Source organism: Burkholderia sp. 9775_39 (assembly GCF_015712225.1).
Lineage (GTDB): Bacteria > Pseudomonadota > Gammaproteobacteria > Burkholderiales > Burkholderiaceae > Burkholderia > Burkholderia cenocepacia.
On record NZ_JACCQC010000015.1, the window covers coordinates 147,689 to 165,674 of the forward strand.

General features: G+C 64.9%; 19 protein-coding genes. 7 read left to right on the forward strand and 12 right to left on the reverse strand.

The window, feature by feature from the left end; all coding sequences use genetic code 11:
• Positions 1-59: 59 nt before the first annotated feature.
• Positions 60-2,360 carry an NADP-dependent malic enzyme gene (locus H0X90_RS21115; protein ID WP_006495745.1) on the reverse strand — a complete coding sequence of 767 codons (2,301 nt, stop codon included), beginning with the start codon at positions 2,358-2,360 and terminating at the stop codon, positions 60-62.
• A gap of 135 nt (positions 2,361-2,495) precedes the next feature.
• Between H0X90_RS21115 and H0X90_RS21120 the strand changes: the two genes are divergently transcribed.
• Positions 2,496-3,467 carry a LysR substrate-binding domain-containing protein gene (locus tag H0X90_RS21120; RefSeq protein ID WP_077190989.1) on the forward strand — a complete coding sequence of 324 codons (972 nt, stop codon included), beginning with the start codon at positions 2,496-2,498 and terminating at the stop codon, positions 3,465-3,467.
• A 4-nt stretch (positions 3,468-3,471) separates the two neighbouring features.
• Here H0X90_RS21120 and H0X90_RS21125 read toward each other — a convergent pair whose 3' ends face one another.
• From H0X90_RS21125 to H0X90_RS21135, 3 genes are all read right to left on the reverse strand, one after another.
• Entirely contained in the window at positions 3,472-4,149 is a 678-nt protein-coding gene (locus H0X90_RS21125; RefSeq protein WP_077190988.1) for a hypothetical protein, read from the reverse strand.
• Positions 4,149-4,523, reverse strand: a complete 375-nt coding sequence (locus H0X90_RS21130; protein ID WP_077190987.1) for a VOC family protein — start codon at positions 4,521-4,523, stop codon at positions 4,149-4,151. The genes H0X90_RS21125 and H0X90_RS21130 overlap by 1 nt, the downstream gene beginning before the upstream one ends.
• Before the next feature lie 161 nt (positions 4,524-4,684).
• Complete coding sequence (locus H0X90_RS21135) at positions 4,685-5,377, reverse strand: glutathione S-transferase (protein ID WP_077190986.1); 693 nt, start codon at positions 5,375-5,377, stop codon at positions 4,685-4,687.
• 145 nt (positions 5,378-5,522) lie between these two features.
• On the opposite strand from H0X90_RS21135, the gene H0X90_RS21140 reads away from it, so the two are divergent.
• The gene (locus H0X90_RS21140; RefSeq protein ID WP_077190985.1) at positions 5,523-6,098 is read left to right on the forward strand and encodes a TetR/AcrR family transcriptional regulator; all 576 of its coding nucleotides are present in this window, start codon (positions 5,523-5,525) and stop codon (positions 6,096-6,098) included.
• A 92-nt stretch (positions 6,099-6,190) separates the two neighbouring features.
• On the opposite strand, the gene H0X90_RS21145 is transcribed toward H0X90_RS21140, so the two are convergent.
• Complete coding sequence (locus H0X90_RS21145) at positions 6,191-6,760, reverse strand: YdeI family protein (RefSeq protein ID WP_077191049.1); 570 nt, start codon at positions 6,758-6,760, stop codon at positions 6,191-6,193.
• A gap of 49 nt (positions 6,761-6,809) precedes the next feature.
• Between H0X90_RS21145 and H0X90_RS21150 the strand changes: the two genes are divergently transcribed.
• Positions 6,810-7,205, forward strand: a complete 396-nt coding sequence (locus tag H0X90_RS21150; protein ID WP_077190984.1) for a hypothetical protein — start codon at positions 6,810-6,812, stop codon at positions 7,203-7,205.
• 129 nt (positions 7,206-7,334) lie between these two features.
• Here H0X90_RS21150 and H0X90_RS21155 read toward each other — a convergent pair whose 3' ends face one another.
• Positions 7,335-8,462 (reverse strand): aminotransferase class V-fold PLP-dependent enzyme, encoded by a 1,128-nt coding sequence (locus H0X90_RS21155; RefSeq protein ID WP_077190983.1) that lies wholly within the window; start codon positions 8,460-8,462, stop codon positions 7,335-7,337.
• 277 nt (positions 8,463-8,739) lie between these two features.
• Here H0X90_RS21155 and H0X90_RS21160 point away from each other — a divergent pair, with 277 nt between their 5' ends.
• The gene (locus H0X90_RS21160) at positions 8,740-9,921 is read left to right on the forward strand and encodes a serine hydrolase (RefSeq protein WP_006495755.1); all 1,182 of its coding nucleotides are present in this window, start codon (positions 8,740-8,742) and stop codon (positions 9,919-9,921) included.
• Between the two features lie 166 nt (positions 9,922-10,087).
• Here the strand turns inward: H0X90_RS21160 and H0X90_RS21165 are convergent, their stop codons facing one another.
• From H0X90_RS21165 to H0X90_RS21185, 5 genes are all read right to left on the reverse strand, one after another.
• Positions 10,088-10,297: a hypothetical protein gene (locus H0X90_RS21165; protein ID WP_012493113.1), complete on the reverse strand. Its 210-nt coding sequence runs from the start codon at positions 10,295-10,297 to the stop codon at positions 10,088-10,090.
• Between the two features lie 193 nt (positions 10,298-10,490).
• A complete protein-coding gene (locus H0X90_RS21170) occupies positions 10,491-11,663 on the reverse strand; it encodes an FAD-binding oxidoreductase (protein WP_006484555.1) in 1,173 nt (390 codons plus the stop codon).
• Between the two features lie 165 nt (positions 11,664-11,828).
• The gene (locus H0X90_RS21175) at positions 11,829-12,980 is read right to left on the reverse strand and encodes a branched-chain amino acid ABC transporter substrate-binding protein (RefSeq protein ID WP_102898629.1); all 1,152 of its coding nucleotides are present in this window, start codon (positions 12,978-12,980) and stop codon (positions 11,829-11,831) included.
• Between the two features lie 423 nt (positions 12,981-13,403).
• Positions 13,404-13,595, reverse strand: coding sequence for a CsbD family protein (locus H0X90_RS21180; RefSeq protein WP_006495758.1), 192 nt, complete (start codon positions 13,593-13,595; stop codon positions 13,404-13,406).
• A gap of 143 nt (positions 13,596-13,738) precedes the next feature.
• Positions 13,739-15,271, reverse strand: coding sequence for a helix-turn-helix transcriptional regulator (locus H0X90_RS21185; RefSeq protein WP_077190982.1), 1,533 nt, complete (start codon positions 15,269-15,271; stop codon positions 13,739-13,741).
• A gap of 397 nt (positions 15,272-15,668) precedes the next feature.
• On the opposite strand from H0X90_RS21185, the gene H0X90_RS21190 reads away from it, so the two are divergent.
• The 3 genes from H0X90_RS21190 to H0X90_RS21200 all read left to right on the forward strand — a co-directional run bounded on the left by H0X90_RS21190 (position 15,669) and on the right by H0X90_RS21200 (position 16,509).
• Complete coding sequence (locus tag H0X90_RS21190; protein ID WP_006484627.1) at positions 15,669-15,833, forward strand: hypothetical protein; 165 nt, start codon at positions 15,669-15,671, stop codon at positions 15,831-15,833.
• Between the two features lie 74 nt (positions 15,834-15,907).
• Positions 15,908-16,258, forward strand: a complete 351-nt coding sequence (locus H0X90_RS21195) for a BON domain-containing protein (protein WP_006484592.1) — start codon at positions 15,908-15,910, stop codon at positions 16,256-16,258.
• A gap of 53 nt (positions 16,259-16,311) precedes the next feature.
• Positions 16,312-16,509 carry a CsbD family protein gene (locus tag H0X90_RS21200; RefSeq protein WP_006479804.1) on the forward strand — a complete coding sequence of 66 codons (198 nt, stop codon included), beginning with the start codon at positions 16,312-16,314 and terminating at the stop codon, positions 16,507-16,509.
• 239 nt (positions 16,510-16,748) lie between these two features.
• Here H0X90_RS21200 and H0X90_RS21205 read toward each other — a convergent pair whose 3' ends face one another.
• On the reverse strand, positions 16,749-17,777 hold the full coding sequence (locus tag H0X90_RS21205; protein ID WP_077190981.1) for a DUF1338 domain-containing protein: 1,029 nt from the start codon (positions 17,775-17,777) through the stop codon (positions 16,749-16,751).
• Between the last annotated feature and the right edge of the window lie 209 nt (positions 17,778-17,986).

The window sequence follows — 17,986 nt, forward strand, 5'->3', positions numbered from 1 at the left end:
TTCTGACCGGTCCCGACAAACGAAGGGCGGCCTCGGCCGCCCCTCACAAAACCAATCAATCAGCCCGCCACACCCCGATTAGCCTCGATCACCGTCAGCGCGGCCATATTCACGATCCGCCGCACGGTAGCGCTCGAAGTCAGGATGTTCACCGGCGCATTCACACCCAACAAGAACGGCCCCACCGCCACATTACTCCCCGCCTCGGTCTTGAGCAGGTTGTACGCGATATTCCCCGCATCCACGTTCGGACAAACCAGCAAATTCGCGGCCCCCTTCAACGGCGACATCGGCAGCAACTTCGCCCGCAGCCCTTCATCGAGCGCACAGTCGCCATGCATCTCGCCATCCGCCTCGATATCCGGCGCCTGCTCCCGCACGATCTCCAGCGCCCGGCGCATCTTCACACCCGAAGCCGCGCTCCCCGACCCGAAATTCGACCGCGACAGCAGCGCGACCTTCGGTGTCAGGTTCAGCCATTCCATCTGGCGCGCCGCCGCGATCGTGAATTCCGCGATCTGCTCCGCATCGGGGTTGTCGTTCACGTGCGTATCCACCAGCGCGACCGTGCGCTGATCGAGCAACAGGATGTTCATCGCCGCATAGGTCGACGCACCCGGCTTCTTGCCGATCACTTCGTCCACGAACCGCAAGTGATTGTGATACTCGCCCACCGTCCCGCAGATCATCCCGTCCGCATCGCCGAGCTGCACCATCATCGCGCCGATCAGCGTCAGGCGGCGGCGCATTTCCACGCGCGCCATTTCCTTCGAAATACCGTCGCGGCAGCGCAGTTCCCAATACTTCGTCCAGTACTGCGGGAAACGCTCGTCGTATTCCGGATTGGTCACTTCGACGTCCTGACCGAGTCGCAGACGCAGGCCGAATCGCTCGATGCGCGCGAGCAGCACCTCCGGACGCCCGACCAGAATCGGCCGCGCAAGCTTCTCGTCGACGATCACCTGCACCGCGCGCAGCACCCGCTCGTCTTCGCCTTCGGTGAACACGATCCGCGCCTTGCCGCCGTCACGCACGAGCTGACGCGCGGTCGCGAACAGCGGCTTCATGAATGCGCCCGAGTGGTAGACGAATTGCTGCAACTGCTCGACGTACGCATCGAGATTGGCGAGCGGACGCGTCGCCACGCCGCCTTCCATCGCCGCCTTCGCCACCGCCGGCGCGATCCGCACGATCAGGCGCGGGTCGAACGGCTTCGGAATCAGGTATTGCGGGCCAAACGACACGTCGTAGGCACCGTAGGCCGCCGCGACGACTTCGTTCTGCTCTTCCTCGGCCAGCCCCGCGATCGCGTGCACCGCGGCGATTTCCATCTCGCGCGTGATCGTCGTCGCGCCCACATCGAGCGCGCCGCGGAAAATGTACGGGAAGCACAGCACGTTGTTGACCTGGTTCGGGTAGTCCGAGCGGCCCGTCGCGATGACGACGTCATCGCGCGTCTCGTGCGCCAGTTCCGGGAAGATTTCCGGCGTCGGATTGGCCAGCGCAAGAATCAGCGGGCGCGCCGCCATTTCCTTCAGCATGTCCGCCGTGAGGATGCCGCCGACCGACAGGCCGAGGAACACGTCCGCGCCGCCGATCACTTCGGCGAGCTTGCGCGCGTCGGTTTCCTGCGCGAAGCGCGACTTGGCCGGGTCCATCAGCGTGGTGCGGCCGCGATAGACGACGCCCTCGATGTCGGTCACCCAGACGTTTTCCACCGGCAGCCCGAGGTCGACCAGCAGGTCCAGGCACGCCAGCGCGGCCGCGCCGGCGCCCGACGTCACGACCTTCACTTCCTTGATCGACTTACCGACGACCTTCAGCCCGTTGATGAACGCGGCGGAAACGGTGATGGCCGTGCCGTGCTGATCGTCGTGGAAAACGGGAATCTTCATGCGCTCGCGCAACTTCTGCTCGACGGTGAAGCATTCCGGCGCCTTGATGTCCTCGAGGTTGATGCCGCCGAACGTGGGTTCGAGGCCGGCGATGATGTCGACCAGCTTGTCCGGATCGGTCTCGTTGATCTCGATGTCGAACACGTCGATCCCGGCGAACTTCTTGAACAGGACGGCCTTGCCTTCCATCACCGGCTTCGACGCGAGCGGGCCGATGTTGCCGAGGCCGAGCACCGCGGTGCCGTTCGTGATCACGCCGACCAGGTTGCCGCGGCTCGTGAAGCGGTGCGCCTGCAGCGGATCGGCGGCGATCGACTCGCACACGCTCGCCACGCCGGGCGTATAGGCCAGCGCCAGATCGCGCTGGGTCACCAGCGGCTTGCTCGCGACGACCGAGATCTTCCCGGGGGTCGGAAACTCGTGGTAGTCGAACGCGGCCTGCTGCTGTGTCTCTGTCTGTTTCATGTTGTGGGTCCCGGCGTGGGCGCCAGGCCAATCCCGGCGCGATCCATGAAGGGGATTCTAGGGATCCGCCATAACGTGATGATTCTGTTTTAATATCGGCCCATCACTTTTTCCTGATGAATACATGACCAGTCAATGAATTTTGACTCAAACGACGTGGTCAGGCGGCTCGGCGCGCGTCTGAAGATCCGGCATCTGGTGCTGTTGCTGCAGATCCAGCAGCACGGATCGCTGACGCGGGTCGCCGAACACATGGCCAGCAGCCAGCCGGCCGTGACGAACGCGCTGTCCGAACTGGAAAGCATGTTCGGCACGCCGCTGTTCGAGCGCTCGTCGCGCGGCATGCGGCCCACCGCGCTCGGCGCGGTCGTGCTCGAGCGCGCGAAGGCGATGATCAAGGATCTCGACCACCTCGCCCGCGAGATGGAGGCCGTCGCCGCCGGGCATGCGGCCCATCTGCACATCGGCGTGATTCCGTTCATCTCCGGCCAGATGCTGTCGGCCGCGCTGAAGCGGCTGCAAGCGCGCATGGAGCGGCGCCTGACCGTGACGATTCACGAAGGCACCAGCGATCAGCTGCTGCTGCAACTCAAGGATCACAGTGTCGACATCGTGATCGGGCGCGCGTCGTCGGCGATCGATCTCGGGCAGGTTTCGTTCGAAGTGCTGTACCAGCAGCAGCCGCGCATGATCGCGAGCCGGCGCCTGGCGGCCAAGCTCGCTCGCACGCCGCTGGACTGGCACAAGCTGCACGCGCTCGACTGGATTCTCGGCGCGCCGCACACGCCAATGCGCGAACAGGTGACCGACCTGTTCCTGTCGGCCGGCATCGCGCCGCCCGTGCCGATCGTCGAAAGCTATTCGTCGAAGCTGATCGGCGAAATGATCGCGTCGAGCGACGAAGCCGTGTCGATCGTGCCGGCCGATATCGCGGAAGAGCTGGTGCGGATCGCCGGCGTGGCGATCGTGCCGTATTCGCTGGTGTGGACGCTGCCGCCCATCGCGCTGTTCACGCGCTCCGCCGATTCGCGGTCGCCCGCGCGCGATCTGCTCGTCGACGCGCTACGCGCGGTGTGCAAGGAGACTTACGGGGACGCACAGCGGTAACACGCTATTGGGCGGCGGCGAGGCGCCGCAGGATTTCCGGACGCTCGGCACTCAGCACGCGATCCGCGCCTTCGGCTCTGTCATAGCGTTTGCTCGTCCGGTAGGAAAAGCGCTTCGCGTATCGATTCGCGGCGGGATCGAACGTCCATGCGTCGACGTCGAAGACGTGCTTGCCGAAATGATCCTCGCCCTTGCCCCACACGTAGTCGGCCCGAACGAACAGCGGATACGGCGACACCTGCGGCACGCTCCACATCGCACGATCGGCCATCTCGGTTTCGGTGACGATCGGCATCAGGTTCTCGATCTTGCCATTCGCGCCGACACGCAGGACAGCCACGCGCTCCAGCATTCCGCTGCCGCCACCCGAGAACATTCCCGAGAAAAACACCCACGAGCCGCCCGACGCAATCGGCAGCCGTTCGGAGCGTGGATTCAGACCGAACTGGTACAGCTCCTTGGCGGAACCGGGGACAAGCTTCGGCGGCATCTCGAAGCACGGCGCACGGTCGGGCAGCACGCAGAGCTTCACGCCCGACAGCGGAAGCCCGTCGGCATCGAGCTTGCCTTCGGATTGCGTGAAACGCGGGAATGCCGTTTCGCCGGGGGCTGCTTGAACGTGGGCGATGCCGACGATCGCCACGCTCGAGATCACCGCGAGCGTTTTACCGATCCGGCGCATCACCCCTCCGCCCGATGACACACCACCTCGATATTGTGTCCATCCGGACCGGTGACGAACGCCGCGTAATAGTTCGCGTGATAATGCGGTCGCAGCCCGGGCGCGCCATTGTCTTTCGCACCGGCCTCCAGCGCCGCGCGGTAAAACGCATCGACTTGCCGCCGCGTGTCGGCCACGAATGCGATGTGGAGATGCACCGGCTTCTCGTCGGTCTGGAACAAACACAGCGAAGGCTTGCCGGGCGCACTGATCTCTATCCCGTACGACGGCTCGCCCTCCCCGACGATCACGGCGCCCAGCGGTTCAAGCGCCTTGAGGAAAAACGCCTTGCTGGCGGCGTAGTCGCTGACGCCGAATTTGACGTGGTCGAACATGGGGCTCCCCCGGATGAATGAGCTTGGGATGGTCAGTGATACGGTCCTGGCGAACCGGACAGATGATACGGGAATAGCGGTGACCGAAGCCGCTCTCCGATCGTGCAGTGCACGGGCTTCCCCATGCGCCCTCACACACGTCGACGCGCATCCGCGGCGGCTCAGGTCAAGGCAGCGAACACCGGCTGGCTCCTGACGCTCTCGCGCTGAAACATGCGCGCGTACCATGCGCGAAGCGCTTCGCACTCCTCAGGCACCGGCAGCTTCACGAGCATCGCAAAGATCAGACCGCCGATGACGGTGATGTCGGCCATCGAGAACGTCGCACCCGCGACATACGGCCGGCTTTGCAGAACGGCATCGAAGTAGCGCATGCCCCTCAGCGCCTTGTCGCGCTGGCGGAACCCCCACTCCGGGTTTTGATACGTCTCGACGTCGGGGCCGAGCCCCGGCGTGCCGTGATGGAAATAGACGCTGACGGCGTCGAGCAGCTCCAGCTCGGCGCGTTTGCTCATCATGTGAATGATGCCCTTTTCGCGAGGCGTGCTGCCGGTGAGCGTGGGCGCGCCATCGAGTGCGTCGAGGTATTCGGTAATGGCCGTGCACTCGGCGATACAGGTTCCGTCGTCGAGCTCCAGCACCGGCAACGTACCCGAATAATTCTTGCCGGCGATGAACTCGGGCTTTTTATGCTCGCCCTTGTAAAGATCGACCATCACGAACTCGACGCGCGATTGCAGCCCCTTTTCGGCCAGCGCGATGCGCACGCGGGTCGGATAGGGCCCGGTCGGGAAATCGTAGACCTTCATCACGGGCAGTCGGGCTACGTCGAAATTGGCGGTACGGGAAGTCATTGCAGGCGCGCTCCATGGTCGTTTGCACTGGATCGGACGACATGAACACACGTCGCCCGCGAATCTACCTAACGTTTGTTAGGTTAACCATATAAGGTACAATCCGGAGTGTCAACACCATTTCCCGTGCGCGGAGACTGACGCAGTGACGAACGACGCGAGCTCGAACTCGAGAGAAAGAATTCTGGCAGCCGCCACGCGGCTCGCGCAGACGCACGGTTACGGCGGCTTGAACTATCGGGATCTCGCCAACGAGGTGGGGATCAAGGCCGCGAGCATCTACCACCATTTTGAAAGCAAGGCCGATCTCGGCGCGGCGGTAGCGAGGCGTTATCGGGAAGATTCAGCGGCGGCGCTGGACGACATGCTGGCCCGATCGCGCGATCCGCTGGATTGCCTGCGTCGCTATCCGGGTACCTTTCGCAAGGCGCTCGAGACCGGCAACCGCCTGTGCCTGTGCAGCTTCATGGCCGCCGAAACCGACGACCTGCCGGAAGTCGTGATGAAGGAAGTGCTGGCCTTCGCCGACGTGAACGTGGCGTGGTTGAGCAAGGTGCTGTCCGCGGCGGCAGTGGTCGGCGCTCGGGAGAGCAAACAGCGGGCGCGGGGCATCTTCGCCGCCATCGCCGGCGCTCAGCTCATCGCGCGCAGCCGTGCCGATCTCTCGCTCTACGACGCGCTGATCGACAGTTATCGTAAGGCAGGCCTTTTGCCCGCGTAGCCGTGCAGCGGCGACGCGGCTTCGGGCGACGTCGAACGTTCGCGAACGGGCGATGATCAATCGGGCGCTCCACGCCGTCAGAAGCCCGCACTCTACGGATGAAAAGTCTCGCCCCGCTTCAGCATGTCGATGAATTCCGCGATTTTGCGCGCCCGCGTTTCCGGCTTCTTGGCGTTCTGTATCCGGAACAGGATCGCATAGCGATTACGGCTGTTCAGCGTTGCAAAAAACTTCGCGGCTTTCGGATTGGCGTCCAGCGCCGCCTGCAAGTCGTCCGGCACAATCGAGTTGCTGGCCGACGTATAGGCCGCCTCCCAGCGGCCGTCCTTCCTGGCCTTCTCGATTTCGCGCATACCTGCCGCGCACATTCTGCCGGCGGCGATCAGCGCTTCAGCCCTGTCCTTGTTGAGTTTGGACCAGATGCTGTTCGCCGAGCGCGGGGTGAAGCGTTGTAACCAGTATTGCTCGCTCTCGGCCTTCTTTTGACCATCGATCCAGCCATGACAAAGGGCACTTTCCAACGCCTGTTCGTAGGTAACGGTTTGCTGCCCGGTACCTTTTTTCGCGAGCCGCAGCCATACTCCGGTCGACGTGCTGCCGTTTTGCCCCAACCAGTTTTCCCATTCGAGCTGACTGTTTAAGGTTAGAGCGCATTCGGCCATGTCACCATCCTGAAGGATTGAGTACAACATTACACTGCAAGGCGCGTCGATGAATGCACGTCAAAACCCGGTTCGGCTGCTTCTCGCCGGCTGCTGCCTGCTCGCGGCGTGCAGCCATACATCCACAGCCGATGAGCAAACCCGCACGTTCGTCTTTGTCCAAATCCCTGAATCGATCATGCCGATCGAACGTGGGCACAAATACGAGGATCCACTGGACGACGCGTTGAAGCAAGCACGTCTCGGCGAAGTAACGGGCGGTGGCACTAATCTATCGAAAGATCACGCTATCGAGTGGGTCGGCATCGACGTCCAGTTGACGGACCTCGATAAAGGGTTGCCGTTTCTTAAACAAAAGCTTCTCGAGCTCGGCGCGCCAGAGAGCAGCATGCTGGAATATCGCGTGCGTAATCGAAGCTACGCCATGCCGATTCGAAACCGTTAGGCCGAAGGAACACGTCGCCATATACGGGACAAAGGCCACCGCGCGACAAACGAGCAGCGGCCACACAACCCGAATGACGCACACACCGTCTCGAAAACGATCGGGTGCGCACTCACGCCGAAAACCGCGTCAAACAATCCGGTTCAACGCATCGGCAAACCGCTTCACCGCCCCATCGATGTCATGCAGCTTGTCGAGACCGAACAACCCGAGCCGGAACGTCTTGAAGTCCGCCGGCTCGTCGCATTGCAACGGCACGCCCGCCGCGATCTGCAAACCGACATCGGCGAATTTCTGCCCGGTGCGAATACCGTCGTCGTCCGTGTAGCTGACCACGACACCCGGCGCCTCGAACCCCTTCGCGGCCACGCTTCTGAATCCCTTCTCGGTCAGCACGGCACGAACGCGCTCGCCGAGTTCGAGCTGTTCCGCCTTCACCTTGTCGAAGCCATATGCCTCGGTTTCCTTCATCACGTCGCGCAGCGTCGTGAGGCTGTCCGTGGGCATCGTCGCGTGGTACGCGAACCCGCCGCCCTCGTACGCTTCCATGATCTGCAGCCACTTGCGCAGATCGCACGCGAAGCTGGTGCTCGTCGTCGAATCGATGCGTTCCCGCGCGAGCGGGCTCAACATGACCATCGCGCAACACGGCGACGCGCTCCAGCCCTTTTGCGGCGCGCTGATCAGGATATCGACGCCGCTCGCCTGCATGTCGACCCACACGGTGCCCGACGCGATGCAATCCAGCACGAACATGCCGCCGACCGCATGCACGGCATCGGCCACCGTGCGCAGGTACGCATCGGGCAGCATCATGCCGGACGCGGTTTCGACGTGCGGCGCGAACACGAGATCGGGCTTGTGCTCGTTGATCGCGGCGATCACTTCGTCGATCGGCGCCGGCGCATAGGCGGCCTGCCTGCCCGCTTCGACCGGACGCGCCTTCAGCACCGTCGTCTCGGACGGAATGCCGCCCATGTCGAAAATCTGCGACCAGCGGAAGCTGAACCAGCCGTTGCGGATGACGAGGCACTTCCTGTTCGTCGCGAACTGCCGCGCCACGGCTTCCATGCCGAACGTCCCGCTGCCCGGGACGATCGCGACCGACTTCGCGTTGTAGACGTTCTTCAGCGTGGCGGAGATGTCGCGCATGACGCCCTGGAAGCGCTGCGACATATGGTTGACGGAGCGATCGGTGTACACCACCGAATATTCGAGGAGCCCCTCGCGGTCAACATCGGGAAGTAAACCTGGCATGCTCGCCTCCGGTGAAAGATGAACGATGGAATCAGGACAAGCAGCGTCTTCGATTCGATACTGCTCTGCACCCATGCAAATGCGTCATTTCCTCGACGAAAGCAGATTCTAACGAACGGCGCCGGTCGATTGGGGCATATTTTGTCTGCTGCGGGGCCCGGTATTCGTCGACGCCGGCCCCTGCCGCGCACATCGCCCCGTTCCATGTAAGGGTTAACGACGCGTGCGGCGCGCGTCCCATAACATGTCGACCAGGCCCTTCACGACGGAATTTTCGATGACCTCCTCTCCCGCATCGTCACTGCAGTCGTCAACCGATCGCGCGCTCGCCGGGCGCATCGACGCGGTCCTGTCCCGCCAGCTCGACACGCAGCGCCTCGTCGGCGCGGTCGTCCTCGTCGCCCGCGACGGCGAACTCGTCTATCGCCGCGCGGCCGGCTTCGCGGACCGCGAATCGCGTACGCCGATGCGCGAGGACACGCTGTTCCGGCTCGCGTCGGTGACGAAGCCGATCGTCTCGGCGGCCGCGATGGCGCTCGTCGCGCAACGCAAGCTGTCGCTCGACGACGACGTCACGCGCTGGCTGCCCGAATTCCGTCCGGCGCTGCCCGACGGCCGCGTGCCGACGATCACGGTGCGCCAGCTGCTCGTGCATACCGCCGGCCTCGACTATCGCTTCAACGAAACCGATGCGAACGGCCCGTATGCGCGTGCGGGTGTCTCCGACGGGCTCGATCGCGCATCGATCACGCTCGCCGACAACCTGCGCCGGATCGCGAGCGTGCCGCTGCTGTTCGCGCCCGGCACCAGCTGGAACTACTCGCTGTCGATCGACGTCGTCGGCGCGCTGATCGAGGCCGTCTGCGGCGTGCCGCTCCCCGATGCGATCGATGCGCTCGTGCTGCGCCCGCTCGGCGTGCACGACACGGCGTTCGTCGCACGCGATCCCGCGCGGCTCGCGACGCCGTACGTCAACGACACGCCGCAGCCGCACCGGCTCGCCGAGAACGAGACGGTACCCATCGTCGAAGGGTTCGTCGGCGTCACGTACTCGCCGTCGCGTGCGCTGGATGCACACGCGTTCCCGTCGGGCGGCGCCGGGATGGTCGGCACCGCCGGCGACGTGCTGACGGTGCTGGACACGTTGCGCGCGGGCGGCGGCGCGATCCTGCCCGCCGAGCTGGTCGACGAGATGGGCCGCGTACAGACCGGCGATCTGGAATTGCCGGACCTGCCCGGCGCGGGCTTCGGAATCGGCTTCTCGGTGCTGCACGACCCGCAGGCGGCCGCGTCGCCGGAATCCGTCGGCACGTGGCGCTGGGGCGGCGTCTACGGTCATTCGTGGTTCGTCGACCGCGCACGCGGGCTCACCGCCGTGTCGCTGTCGAACACGCTCTACGAAGGGATGAACGGGCAGTACACGCTCGATCTGCGCGATGCGATTTATGGCGTGCGGTAGCGCGGAATGGAAAAGGCCCGGCAAAGCCGGGCCAGTCTCGTTCCATGCGGCTCGGCCACTTCCTCGCGCCCGGCATGGCGAATAACGTGCGGCGAGCGCCCTGAATCGACGCAACGCCAATTCCGGCTGACCGCATCGTTATCGCACGCCGTCACGGACGTTTCCCCTACCTGGCAAGGATCACGTACAAGCCCAAGCCGGTATAAGCGATGAACAAGACCGCAGCGACGATACAGGCAATACGCCCGATCCCGCGCAGACGCGTCATACCGAAATACATCAACCCGGCACCGACAAGCAGCCACAACGGCCAATAGCTGATGCCCAAAATCAGCATCATGACCGGCCACGGTATATCGATGGCGATGTCGCTCATTCCAGCGGGCCCCCGTTGCTCAAGTAGACAGTCAGTGTGTAAAAACCTCCGCGATGTTGCCACATTCCGACATCGACGACATCGGGTACGGATCAGCCTGCCGACGACAAAAAAAGGCCCGACGAAAGTCGGGCCAACGGGTTTGAGACACTAGGAGAATCCCGCCCACCCCATACCGGGCGGTCACGCCGCGCTACACGACGTTCTTTTCGACGATCGGCCGGTTTTCGAGCACGCGCGCCCAGCCGAGCGACGACAGGTCGAGCGTGTCGTAACGCCCGCCCAGAATGAGTTCGCTGACGCCGCGCCCCGTCGCGGGCCCCTGCTGCAGCCCGTGGCCGCTGTAGCCGTTCGCGAACACGACGTTGTCGAGTTCCGGGTGGTAGCCGATGATCGCGTTGTGATCGAACACGTTGTACTCGTAGTAACCGGACCAGCAATTCTCGACGCGCAGCGCCTCGAATTCCGGTACGCGATGCGCGAGCGTCGGCCAGATCACGTCGTCGAACAGGTCGTGGTCGACTTCGTCGAGCGGCAGGTCGTCCGGGTCGCGATCGGGGCTCGGCGACGTGCCGCAGATGTACGTGCGCCCTTCCGGCCGGAAATACACGCCGGTCGGATCGATCAGCAGCGGGCAATCGGCAAGCTTCGCCGGCGACGATACGTTGAAGATGCTGCGACGCCGTGCAAACACCGGAATGTCGATGCCCATCATCGACGACAGCGTGCGCGTCCATGCGCCGGCCGCGTTGACGAGCGTGTCGCACGCGTAGCGCTCGCCGTCGTCCGTCACGACATGCGTAATCTTGCGGCCGTCGCGCACCACGTCCTTCACGTCGGCCGGCACGTAGCGCGCGCCGAGCGCCTGCGCCTTCTTGCGCAGCGCCTGCACGAGCCCGTAGCCGTCGAACCAGCCTTCGCCGCTCACGCCGTACGCACCCGACACGAGATCGTCGACGTTCAGCCACGGAAACTTCGCGCGCAGCGCGTCGCCGTCCATCAGCCGGATATCGGCGCCGAGGCTGGTCTGCAGCGCATGGTTCTCGCGCAGCGTCGCGTCGCCGGCCGGCGTCGCGAGGAACAGGTAGCCGCCTTCGTGCAGATCGATCGACGGCCGGTTGCCGTCCACTTCGAGCCGCTCGCCGATCGTGCGCAGGAACTCGATGCCGAACAGCGACATCTCGATCGACAGCGGCGTGGAAAACTGCTGGCGAATCGACGCGGCCGACAACGCCGACGACGATCTTGCATAGGTAGGATCGCGTTCGATGACGGTCACGGCGACCGTGGGATCGGTGGCGCGCAGGAAATACGCGATCGAGCTGCCGATCACACCACCGCCGACGATGACGACTTGAGAACTCACGACTGACTCCGGTTACACGTAAAAGGCGCAGCCAGCCGGCCGCGCCCGTTGGGTGGTTCGTGCCGCGACTCGCGCGGCGTCGCGCGGGCAGCCTTCGTGGGCGATCGCTCCGGCTATTTCAGCACGTCCGGCATCGCCGCGAAAGCCCGCTCACGCGGGTTGCATTCAGTCCGCCGACTTGGTCGTGACGGGCTGCCACGCGGCGTTCTTCACTTCATACAGCGTCGAGCTCGGGTTCTTCAGGTCGCCCGTGTTCGTGAACGCGATCGTGCCCGTGATGCCGTCGTAGCGCGTGCCCTTCAGCGCACCGTTGAAATCGGCCGGCTTGGTCGAGTTCGCCTTCTGCATCGCGTTGATCGCGATCCACGTCGCGTCGTACGCGAACGGCGCATACGCGAGCATGTCGACGCCGTACTTCTGCTTGAATTTCGTTTCGAACAGCTTGCCCTTCGCAAGACGCGACAGCGGCTGCCCGTATTCCCACACCGACGCGCCCTCGGCCGCATTGCCGGCCAGCCGGATGAAGTTCGCGTTCATCACGCCGCCGCCCGCGAGGAACTGCGCGCGGATGCCGAGCTGGCGCATGCGCTTCACGAGCATCGCGGCCTGTGCGTCGAGGCCGCCGAAGAACACGAGATCGGCATTGGTGCTCTTGATCTTCGTGAGCTGCGCGCTGAAGTCGACGGCCTTGTCGTTCGTGAATTCGCGCGCGACGATCGTGCCGCCGTTCGCCTTCACCGACTTCTCGAATTCGTCGGCTTCGCCCTGGCCGAACGCGGTGCGATCGTCGATGATCGCGATGCGCTTCGCCTTCGTCACGCTCGCCGCATACGCACCGGCGTTGCCGGCGTTCTGCGTGTCGGTTGCGATCACGCGATACACGGTGTCGAGCCCGGCGCGCGTGATGTCGGGATTGGTCGCCGACGGCGTGATCATCGGAATGCCGGCCTTCGCGTAGATCTTCGACGCGGGCAGCGTCGTGCCCGAATTGAAGTGGCCGATCACGACGGCGACCTGTGCGTCGGCGAGCTGCTGCGCGGCCTGTACGCCGGTGCGCGGATCGCTCTGGTCGTCCTGCGACGCGATCACGAATTTCACCGGCTTGCCGCCGACCGTCATGCGCGCGGCATTCGCTTCGTCGACCGCCATGCGCACGCCGTTCTCGATGTCCTTGCCGTAGGCGGCGCCGCCGCCCGTCAGCGGGCCGGCCACGCCGACCTTGACGATCGTCTCCTGCGCATGGGCCGCGCCCGTCTGGAACGCGAGAAGCGCGGCGGTCAGTGCAGCGCCGGAAAGCGAACGAATGCGGAACGTCATGGCAGTCCTTCTTCTGAGGGTCGGGATGCAACGCGCGAATGACGCGCGTCGGCAACCTCCTGCGCGCCGGTGACTGCTTGCACTGCCCGGGGCGCATTGCATGCGTCCGACCGGCCGGCCGATCACCGCGGTTCCGTCTCCGAAGAACCTTTCATCGCGAAAGAGGTGAATGGATTGTGGGTAGCCAATACCCGTGCAGCAAACGAAATATCGGAACTACGTTGTGAGGATTTGTCATCAAGTTCCGGGTTCATGGCCGATCCGCGGCCCGTACGATGGGGGCCGTGGATGGAGTGCTCGTGCAGGAAATGGCGGCCGCGCCCGTGGAGAAAGGCTGGCCGTGGTCATGCCGGCCACGCATCATCGCTGCGACGCCGGCCCGGCCGGCCTTCGCGACGCCCGTGGCGGGCGCCGCGTCATCGTTCAGTGGCGATCGGTGCCCGTATGCTTGCGCACCGCATCGGCCGCCTCGCCGGCCTTCTCCTGAAGCTTGCCGGCCTGCTGTTCGGCCAGGCCTTCCGCTTCGGTCTCGCGGTCGCCCGTCACCTTGCCGAGTGCTTCCTTGACCGAACCCTTGACCTGTTTGAGCTTGCCTTCGATGCGATTCCTGTCCATGGTCATCTCCTGCGATGGTTTGGGGGAGAGCCGGCGACGCCGCGCCCCTGCGCCGCACCGCCGAGTGGACAGGATCGCAAGCGGACGCCGCGGGCGGCAGATGCGGATGCACCAATCGGCATGGTGCATTCGTACCGCCGCGGTCAGTCCTTGCCCTTCGCGCCGCCCTTGTCCCCGCGCGCGCCGTTCGGTTCGGCCGTGCCGACGATCCCGCGCTCGCGCGCCCACACGATCGCCTCGCCGCGGCTGTGCACGTCGAGCTTCGCGTAGATCGTCGCGACGTGATTGCGCACGGTGTTCGGCGCGAGCCCGAGGCGGCCCGCGATCTCCTTGTCGGCCAGGCCGTGGCACAGCAGGTCGAACACGTCGCGCTCGCGCGTGGTCAGGTCGGACAGCTGCGCGCCCGCATCCGGCGCATTCGCGCGCCGCACGTTCGCGAGCTTCTCGATCAGCGTACGGCTGAACCACGACGCATCCTGCATCGCGGTCTCGATCGCATAGACGAGCTCCATCTCCGTGCGCTTGCGGTCGCTGATGTCGAGCAGCGCGACGAGCAGGCAGTCGCGTCCGTGAATCGCGACGGGGTCGGCCGACACGACGCAATCGCGCACGTCGCCGTCGCGCGTGCGGATCTGCACGTCCACGTTGCGCACGTGGCCGTCGCCGGCGAGCCGGCCTTCGATGCGCGACCACGCACCGCGTTCGGCCCATAGCCCGATCTCGTCCGCGGATTTACCAAGGAGGTCGGCCTGCGCATGGCCCGTCATCGCGGCAAACCCATCGTTCACGTCGAGCAGCTCGAAACGGTCGGCCGTGACGATCGCCATCGCGACCGGCGCCATCCGGAAGGCCGTCGCGAAGCGTTCCTCGCTTTGCATCAGCGCGCGCTCGGCCTGCTTGCGCGGCTCGAGATCCATGAACGTGAACAGCATGCACGCCTCGCCGTTCATGTCGATCGGCTGTCCGGCGACGACCACCGCCTTGGTGCTGCCGTCGGCAAGCTTGAGCACGGCCTCCATCTGCGGAATCGTCGCGCCTTCGCCGAGCCGCTCGATCGCGAGCTCGCGCCGTTCGGCCTGTTCGAGCACATCGATCTCGTACACCGAGCGGCCGAGCACGTCGTCGCGCGCGTGACCCGTCATGTCGAGAAAGCCCTGGTTGACCTTCACGTAGCGCAAGTCGTCGAGCCGGCAGATCACGGCCGGCGCCGGGTTCGCGTTGAAGGTGCGCTCGAAGCGCTCCTCGGCGCTCGCCCATTCGGTCGCGTCGTGCAGCACGAGCGCGAGGCAGTCGGGTTCGCCGGCCGCGTTCGTCAGCACCAGGCTGCGGATGCGGTGCACCCAGCTCACCGACGCGTCGGCGGCCGATTCGACTTCGACCGTCACGTCGCTGAATTCCTCGCCCGCGATCACGCGATCCATCGGATAGTGGCCGTCGCGCACCGGATGGTTGTTGCGGTAGCGCAGCCGGAATCGCTCGCGGTATTCGGTGACGTCCGCGCCGAGCGCCTTCAGCTCGGTCACGCCATGCATCGCGAGCGCGGCCTCGTTCGCCCAGACGATCCGCTGGTCCGGCTCGATCAGGATCACGCCCTCGGTGAGTCCCGCGATGATCTGGTGCAGCTGACGCCGGTCGGTATGCGACTTGAGCGCCTGTTCGTCTACTTGTTCGTTCATCGAATCGTTGTCCCTGTCGTCAACATGAGCGGTCAACCCGAGCGCCGGCCGGGCGCCCGTTGCAACGGCATGCCCCGGCCCGCGCGTGCGGCGATGATCGCGTGCCGCGCCACCGCGCGACAGGCGCGAATGCACTATCTCGAATAGTACATTCGCATGCCTCCCGTGATCGTGCGGTGCCCCGCCGAATGGTGCGGTGCGGCCCGCTCGCCTGTCGCGCCGCGTTGCCCGGGTCGTGGTGCATGTCCCCGCCCCACCGTCTGTTCCGTCCCCCAGTGCAAACGCACTAACCGATCCGGTGAATTTGCGCGATGTCCGCTCGCGTTCGCGTCGGTACGCTGGTACTGCATCGGCGCTCATGCGCTGCCCTTTCATACCGCAGAGGGAGGACACCCGGATGAAATTGCATCAGACACCCGATCCGACGCGGCCCGAACCGGCCCCGGACAATCCGCCCGAGCCGGCGCCCGGCACCGACCCGCCGGTACCGCTGCCGCCCGACGTGCCGCGCCCGGACATGCCGCCGCGCGAGCCCGGTTACGACACGCCGATCGCCCGCTGAGGCACACGAACGCACGGGAACGCGCCGTGCTCACCGACTGATTGATTAAACCCGCCAATCGAAGGAGAACATCAATGAACAAGACCTCGCACCTTTCGACCCTGCTCGCCGTCAGCGCGGCCTTCCTGCTATCCGCCGCCCCGCTCACGAACGCGCACGCCCAGGCCTCGTCGACCGACAGCGGCATGGCGAGCGAATCGAATCAGCCGGTCACCGACACGTGGATCACGACCAAGGTGAAAGGTGAGCTCGCAACCACCGACGGCGTGAAGAGCACCGACATCAGCGTAAAGACGGTCGACGGCGTCGTCACGCTCACGGGCGTGCTGCCGACGAAGGTCGCCGTGAAGAAGGCCATCGCCGTGACGCGCGCGATCAAGGGCGTGAAGCACGTCGATGCATCCGGCCTGAAGGCGAAGGCCTGAGCTACCATGCGGCCGCGTGCCGCACTTTTCTCCCCTTACGAAAGGAGCACACCATGAACGAAGACAAGATCAAGGGCCAGTGGAAGCAGCTCACCGGCAAGCTGAAGGCCAAGTGGGGCAAGCTGACCGACGACGACCTCCAGGTCGCGGAAGGCAATCGCGATTATCTGGCCGGCAAGATCCAGGAGCGTTACGGGATCGCCCGCGACGAAGCCGAGAAGCAGTTGAAGGAATTCGACCGCGAGCTGTAACGCGCCAGTCGTCTCACCCCGCCGCGACGCGCACCGCGTCGCGGCCACGCGGAGGACAACGACATGGGCAAATATCTGATCGCATGGCTGCTCGGCGTACCGATCGGGCTGCTGGTGCTGTTTTTTCTGGTCACGCACCTCTTCTGACGCACGCGACGCCCCGTCAATGAAAACGGGCCGACGGCTGAAACCAGCCGCCGGCCCTTCTGCTTGTGCACGCGATACGTGACGCGCCGTGCTTACTTCGCCGCGTTCGCCGTCATCTTGAAGATGCCCTGCGCATTGCCCGCGTCGAAGCGCAGGTCGGTCACCCAGCGGCGCGCCGCCTGGTCGAACGTGCGCTTGCGCGTGATGAATTCGTAGAACGACCCCGGCACGTTGCGCTTGACCGTGCCGCCGTCGCGGGTGCGGAATTCGCGCTCGACGGTATCCGCGCGATAGGCCGTCTGGAACACGCGGCCCGAGCGCGAGCGCTCGACCTCCGGCTTCATCGGCCGGCCCTTCGCCTTCTCGTCGTCGGACAGCTTGAACACGTCGGCGACGCGGTCGGTCGCATGGTTGAACGCATTGCCTTCGGTCGCGATCCACGCCATCTCCGCCGATTCCATCAGCAGCGTTTCGTAGTCGAGCTCGTTCGGCACATCGTGCTGGCGCGCGAACGCGCCGACGATTTCCGGCAGCAGCGCGTGCGCGGCTTCGAGCGACAGCCAGCCTTCGCGCTCGACTTCCCACAGCAGCGCGACGGCCGCCGGCGACAGCGGGTCGCGCGACGAACTGACGACGTTCGTCACCGCCTGCTGGAATTCCCTCGAGAAGCGCTCCGGATGCAGTTCGCTGACGAAAAACTGCGCGATTTCGTCCGGCGCGTCTTCATGCGCATACGCGCGGCCCGTCATGCCGAGCTTGTCGAGCGGATAACGGCCGTTCAGGCGGAAGCCGAGCGGACGCAGGATGCGCGTGAACGCCGCTTCGCCCGGCGGCAGCGCGCCCGTGTGCGGCCAGCGCACCGTGCGCAGCGCGCCGTGGTCGAAATAGACCGAGCCGCCATTTTCGATCGCCTCGGCCGTGTACGCGCGGCCGTTCGCCGAACGCTCGAGCAGCCCTTCGAACAGCGCCATGTTCATCGCCTGCGCGATTTCCGCGCGCGTCACGACGCCGTCTTCCCATTCTTCGAGGATGGCCGGCATGTTCAGGGTCGAGAACAGGGCGTCGGTCTTCGCCTGTCCCAGCAGCTTCGTCAGCAAGCTGTCGATATTCGGATTGCGCATCAGGATTCTCGTCTCGGGGGACCCGCCGGCAAACGTGCCGGCAACTCGTCGGCCGGCCGCCCGGCGGGCGCCTGACCTTGCACGGGAAGCATTATTCAAAGGGTTGCAGCGGGGCGTAAAGCGAGATTAAATTGATATGTGATGAGTTTTTGGAATTATCGGCGGCCCTTCGCTCCCCTTCACCCCCGTGCGGCGCGGCCCTTTTTGTC

What these genes read in the sequence shown, in the direction of transcription:
- H0X90_RS21115 (WP_006495745.1), bottom strand. Translation starts at nt 2,360, where the DNA reads ATGAAACAGACAGAGACACAGCAGCAGGCCGCGTTCGACTACCACGAG.
- H0X90_RS21120 (WP_077190989.1), top strand. Translation starts at nt 2,496, where the DNA reads ATGAATTTTGACTCAAACGACGTGGTCAGGCGGCTCGGCGCGCGTCTG.
- H0X90_RS21125 (WP_077190988.1), bottom strand. Translation starts at nt 4,149, where the DNA reads ATGCGCCGGATCGGTAAAACGCTCGCGGTGATCTCGAGCGTGGCGATC.
- H0X90_RS21130 (WP_077190987.1), bottom strand. Translation starts at nt 4,523, where the DNA reads ATGTTCGACCACGTCAAATTCGGCGTCAGCGACTACGCCGCCAGCAAG.
- H0X90_RS21135 (WP_077190986.1), bottom strand. Translation starts at nt 5,377, where the DNA reads ATGACTTCCCGTACCGCCAATTTCGACGTAGCCCGACTGCCCGTGATG.
- H0X90_RS21145 (WP_077191049.1), bottom strand. Translation starts at nt 6,760, where the DNA reads ATGGCCGAATGCGCTCTAACCTTAAACAGTCAGCTCGAATGGGAAAAC.
- H0X90_RS21150 (WP_077190984.1), top strand. Translation starts at nt 6,810, where the DNA reads ATGAATGCACGTCAAAACCCGGTTCGGCTGCTTCTCGCCGGCTGCTGC.
- H0X90_RS21155 (WP_077190983.1), bottom strand. Translation starts at nt 8,462, where the DNA reads ATGCCAGGTTTACTTCCCGATGTTGACCGCGAGGGGCTCCTCGAATAT.
- H0X90_RS21160 (WP_006495755.1), top strand. Translation starts at nt 8,740, where the DNA reads ATGACCTCCTCTCCCGCATCGTCACTGCAGTCGTCAACCGATCGCGCG.
- H0X90_RS21165 (WP_012493113.1), bottom strand. Translation starts at nt 10,297, where the DNA reads ATGAGCGACATCGCCATCGATATACCGTGGCCGGTCATGATGCTGATT.
- H0X90_RS21175 (WP_102898629.1), bottom strand. Translation starts at nt 12,980, where the DNA reads ATGACGTTCCGCATTCGTTCGCTTTCCGGCGCTGCACTGACCGCCGCG.
- H0X90_RS21180 (WP_006495758.1), bottom strand. Translation starts at nt 13,595, where the DNA reads ATGGACAGGAATCGCATCGAAGGCAAGCTCAAACAGGTCAAGGGTTCG.
- H0X90_RS21185 (WP_077190982.1), bottom strand. Translation starts at nt 15,271, where the DNA reads ATGAACGAACAAGTAGACGAACAGGCGCTCAAGTCGCATACCGACCGG.
- H0X90_RS21190 (WP_006484627.1), top strand. Translation starts at nt 15,669, where the DNA reads ATGAAATTGCATCAGACACCCGATCCGACGCGGCCCGAACCGGCCCCG.
- H0X90_RS21195 (WP_006484592.1), top strand. Translation starts at nt 15,908, where the DNA reads ATGAACAAGACCTCGCACCTTTCGACCCTGCTCGCCGTCAGCGCGGCC.
- H0X90_RS21200 (WP_006479804.1), top strand. Translation starts at nt 16,312, where the DNA reads ATGAACGAAGACAAGATCAAGGGCCAGTGGAAGCAGCTCACCGGCAAG.
- H0X90_RS21205 (WP_077190981.1), bottom strand. Translation starts at nt 17,777, where the DNA reads ATGCGCAATCCGAATATCGACAGCTTGCTGACGAAGCTGCTGGGACAG.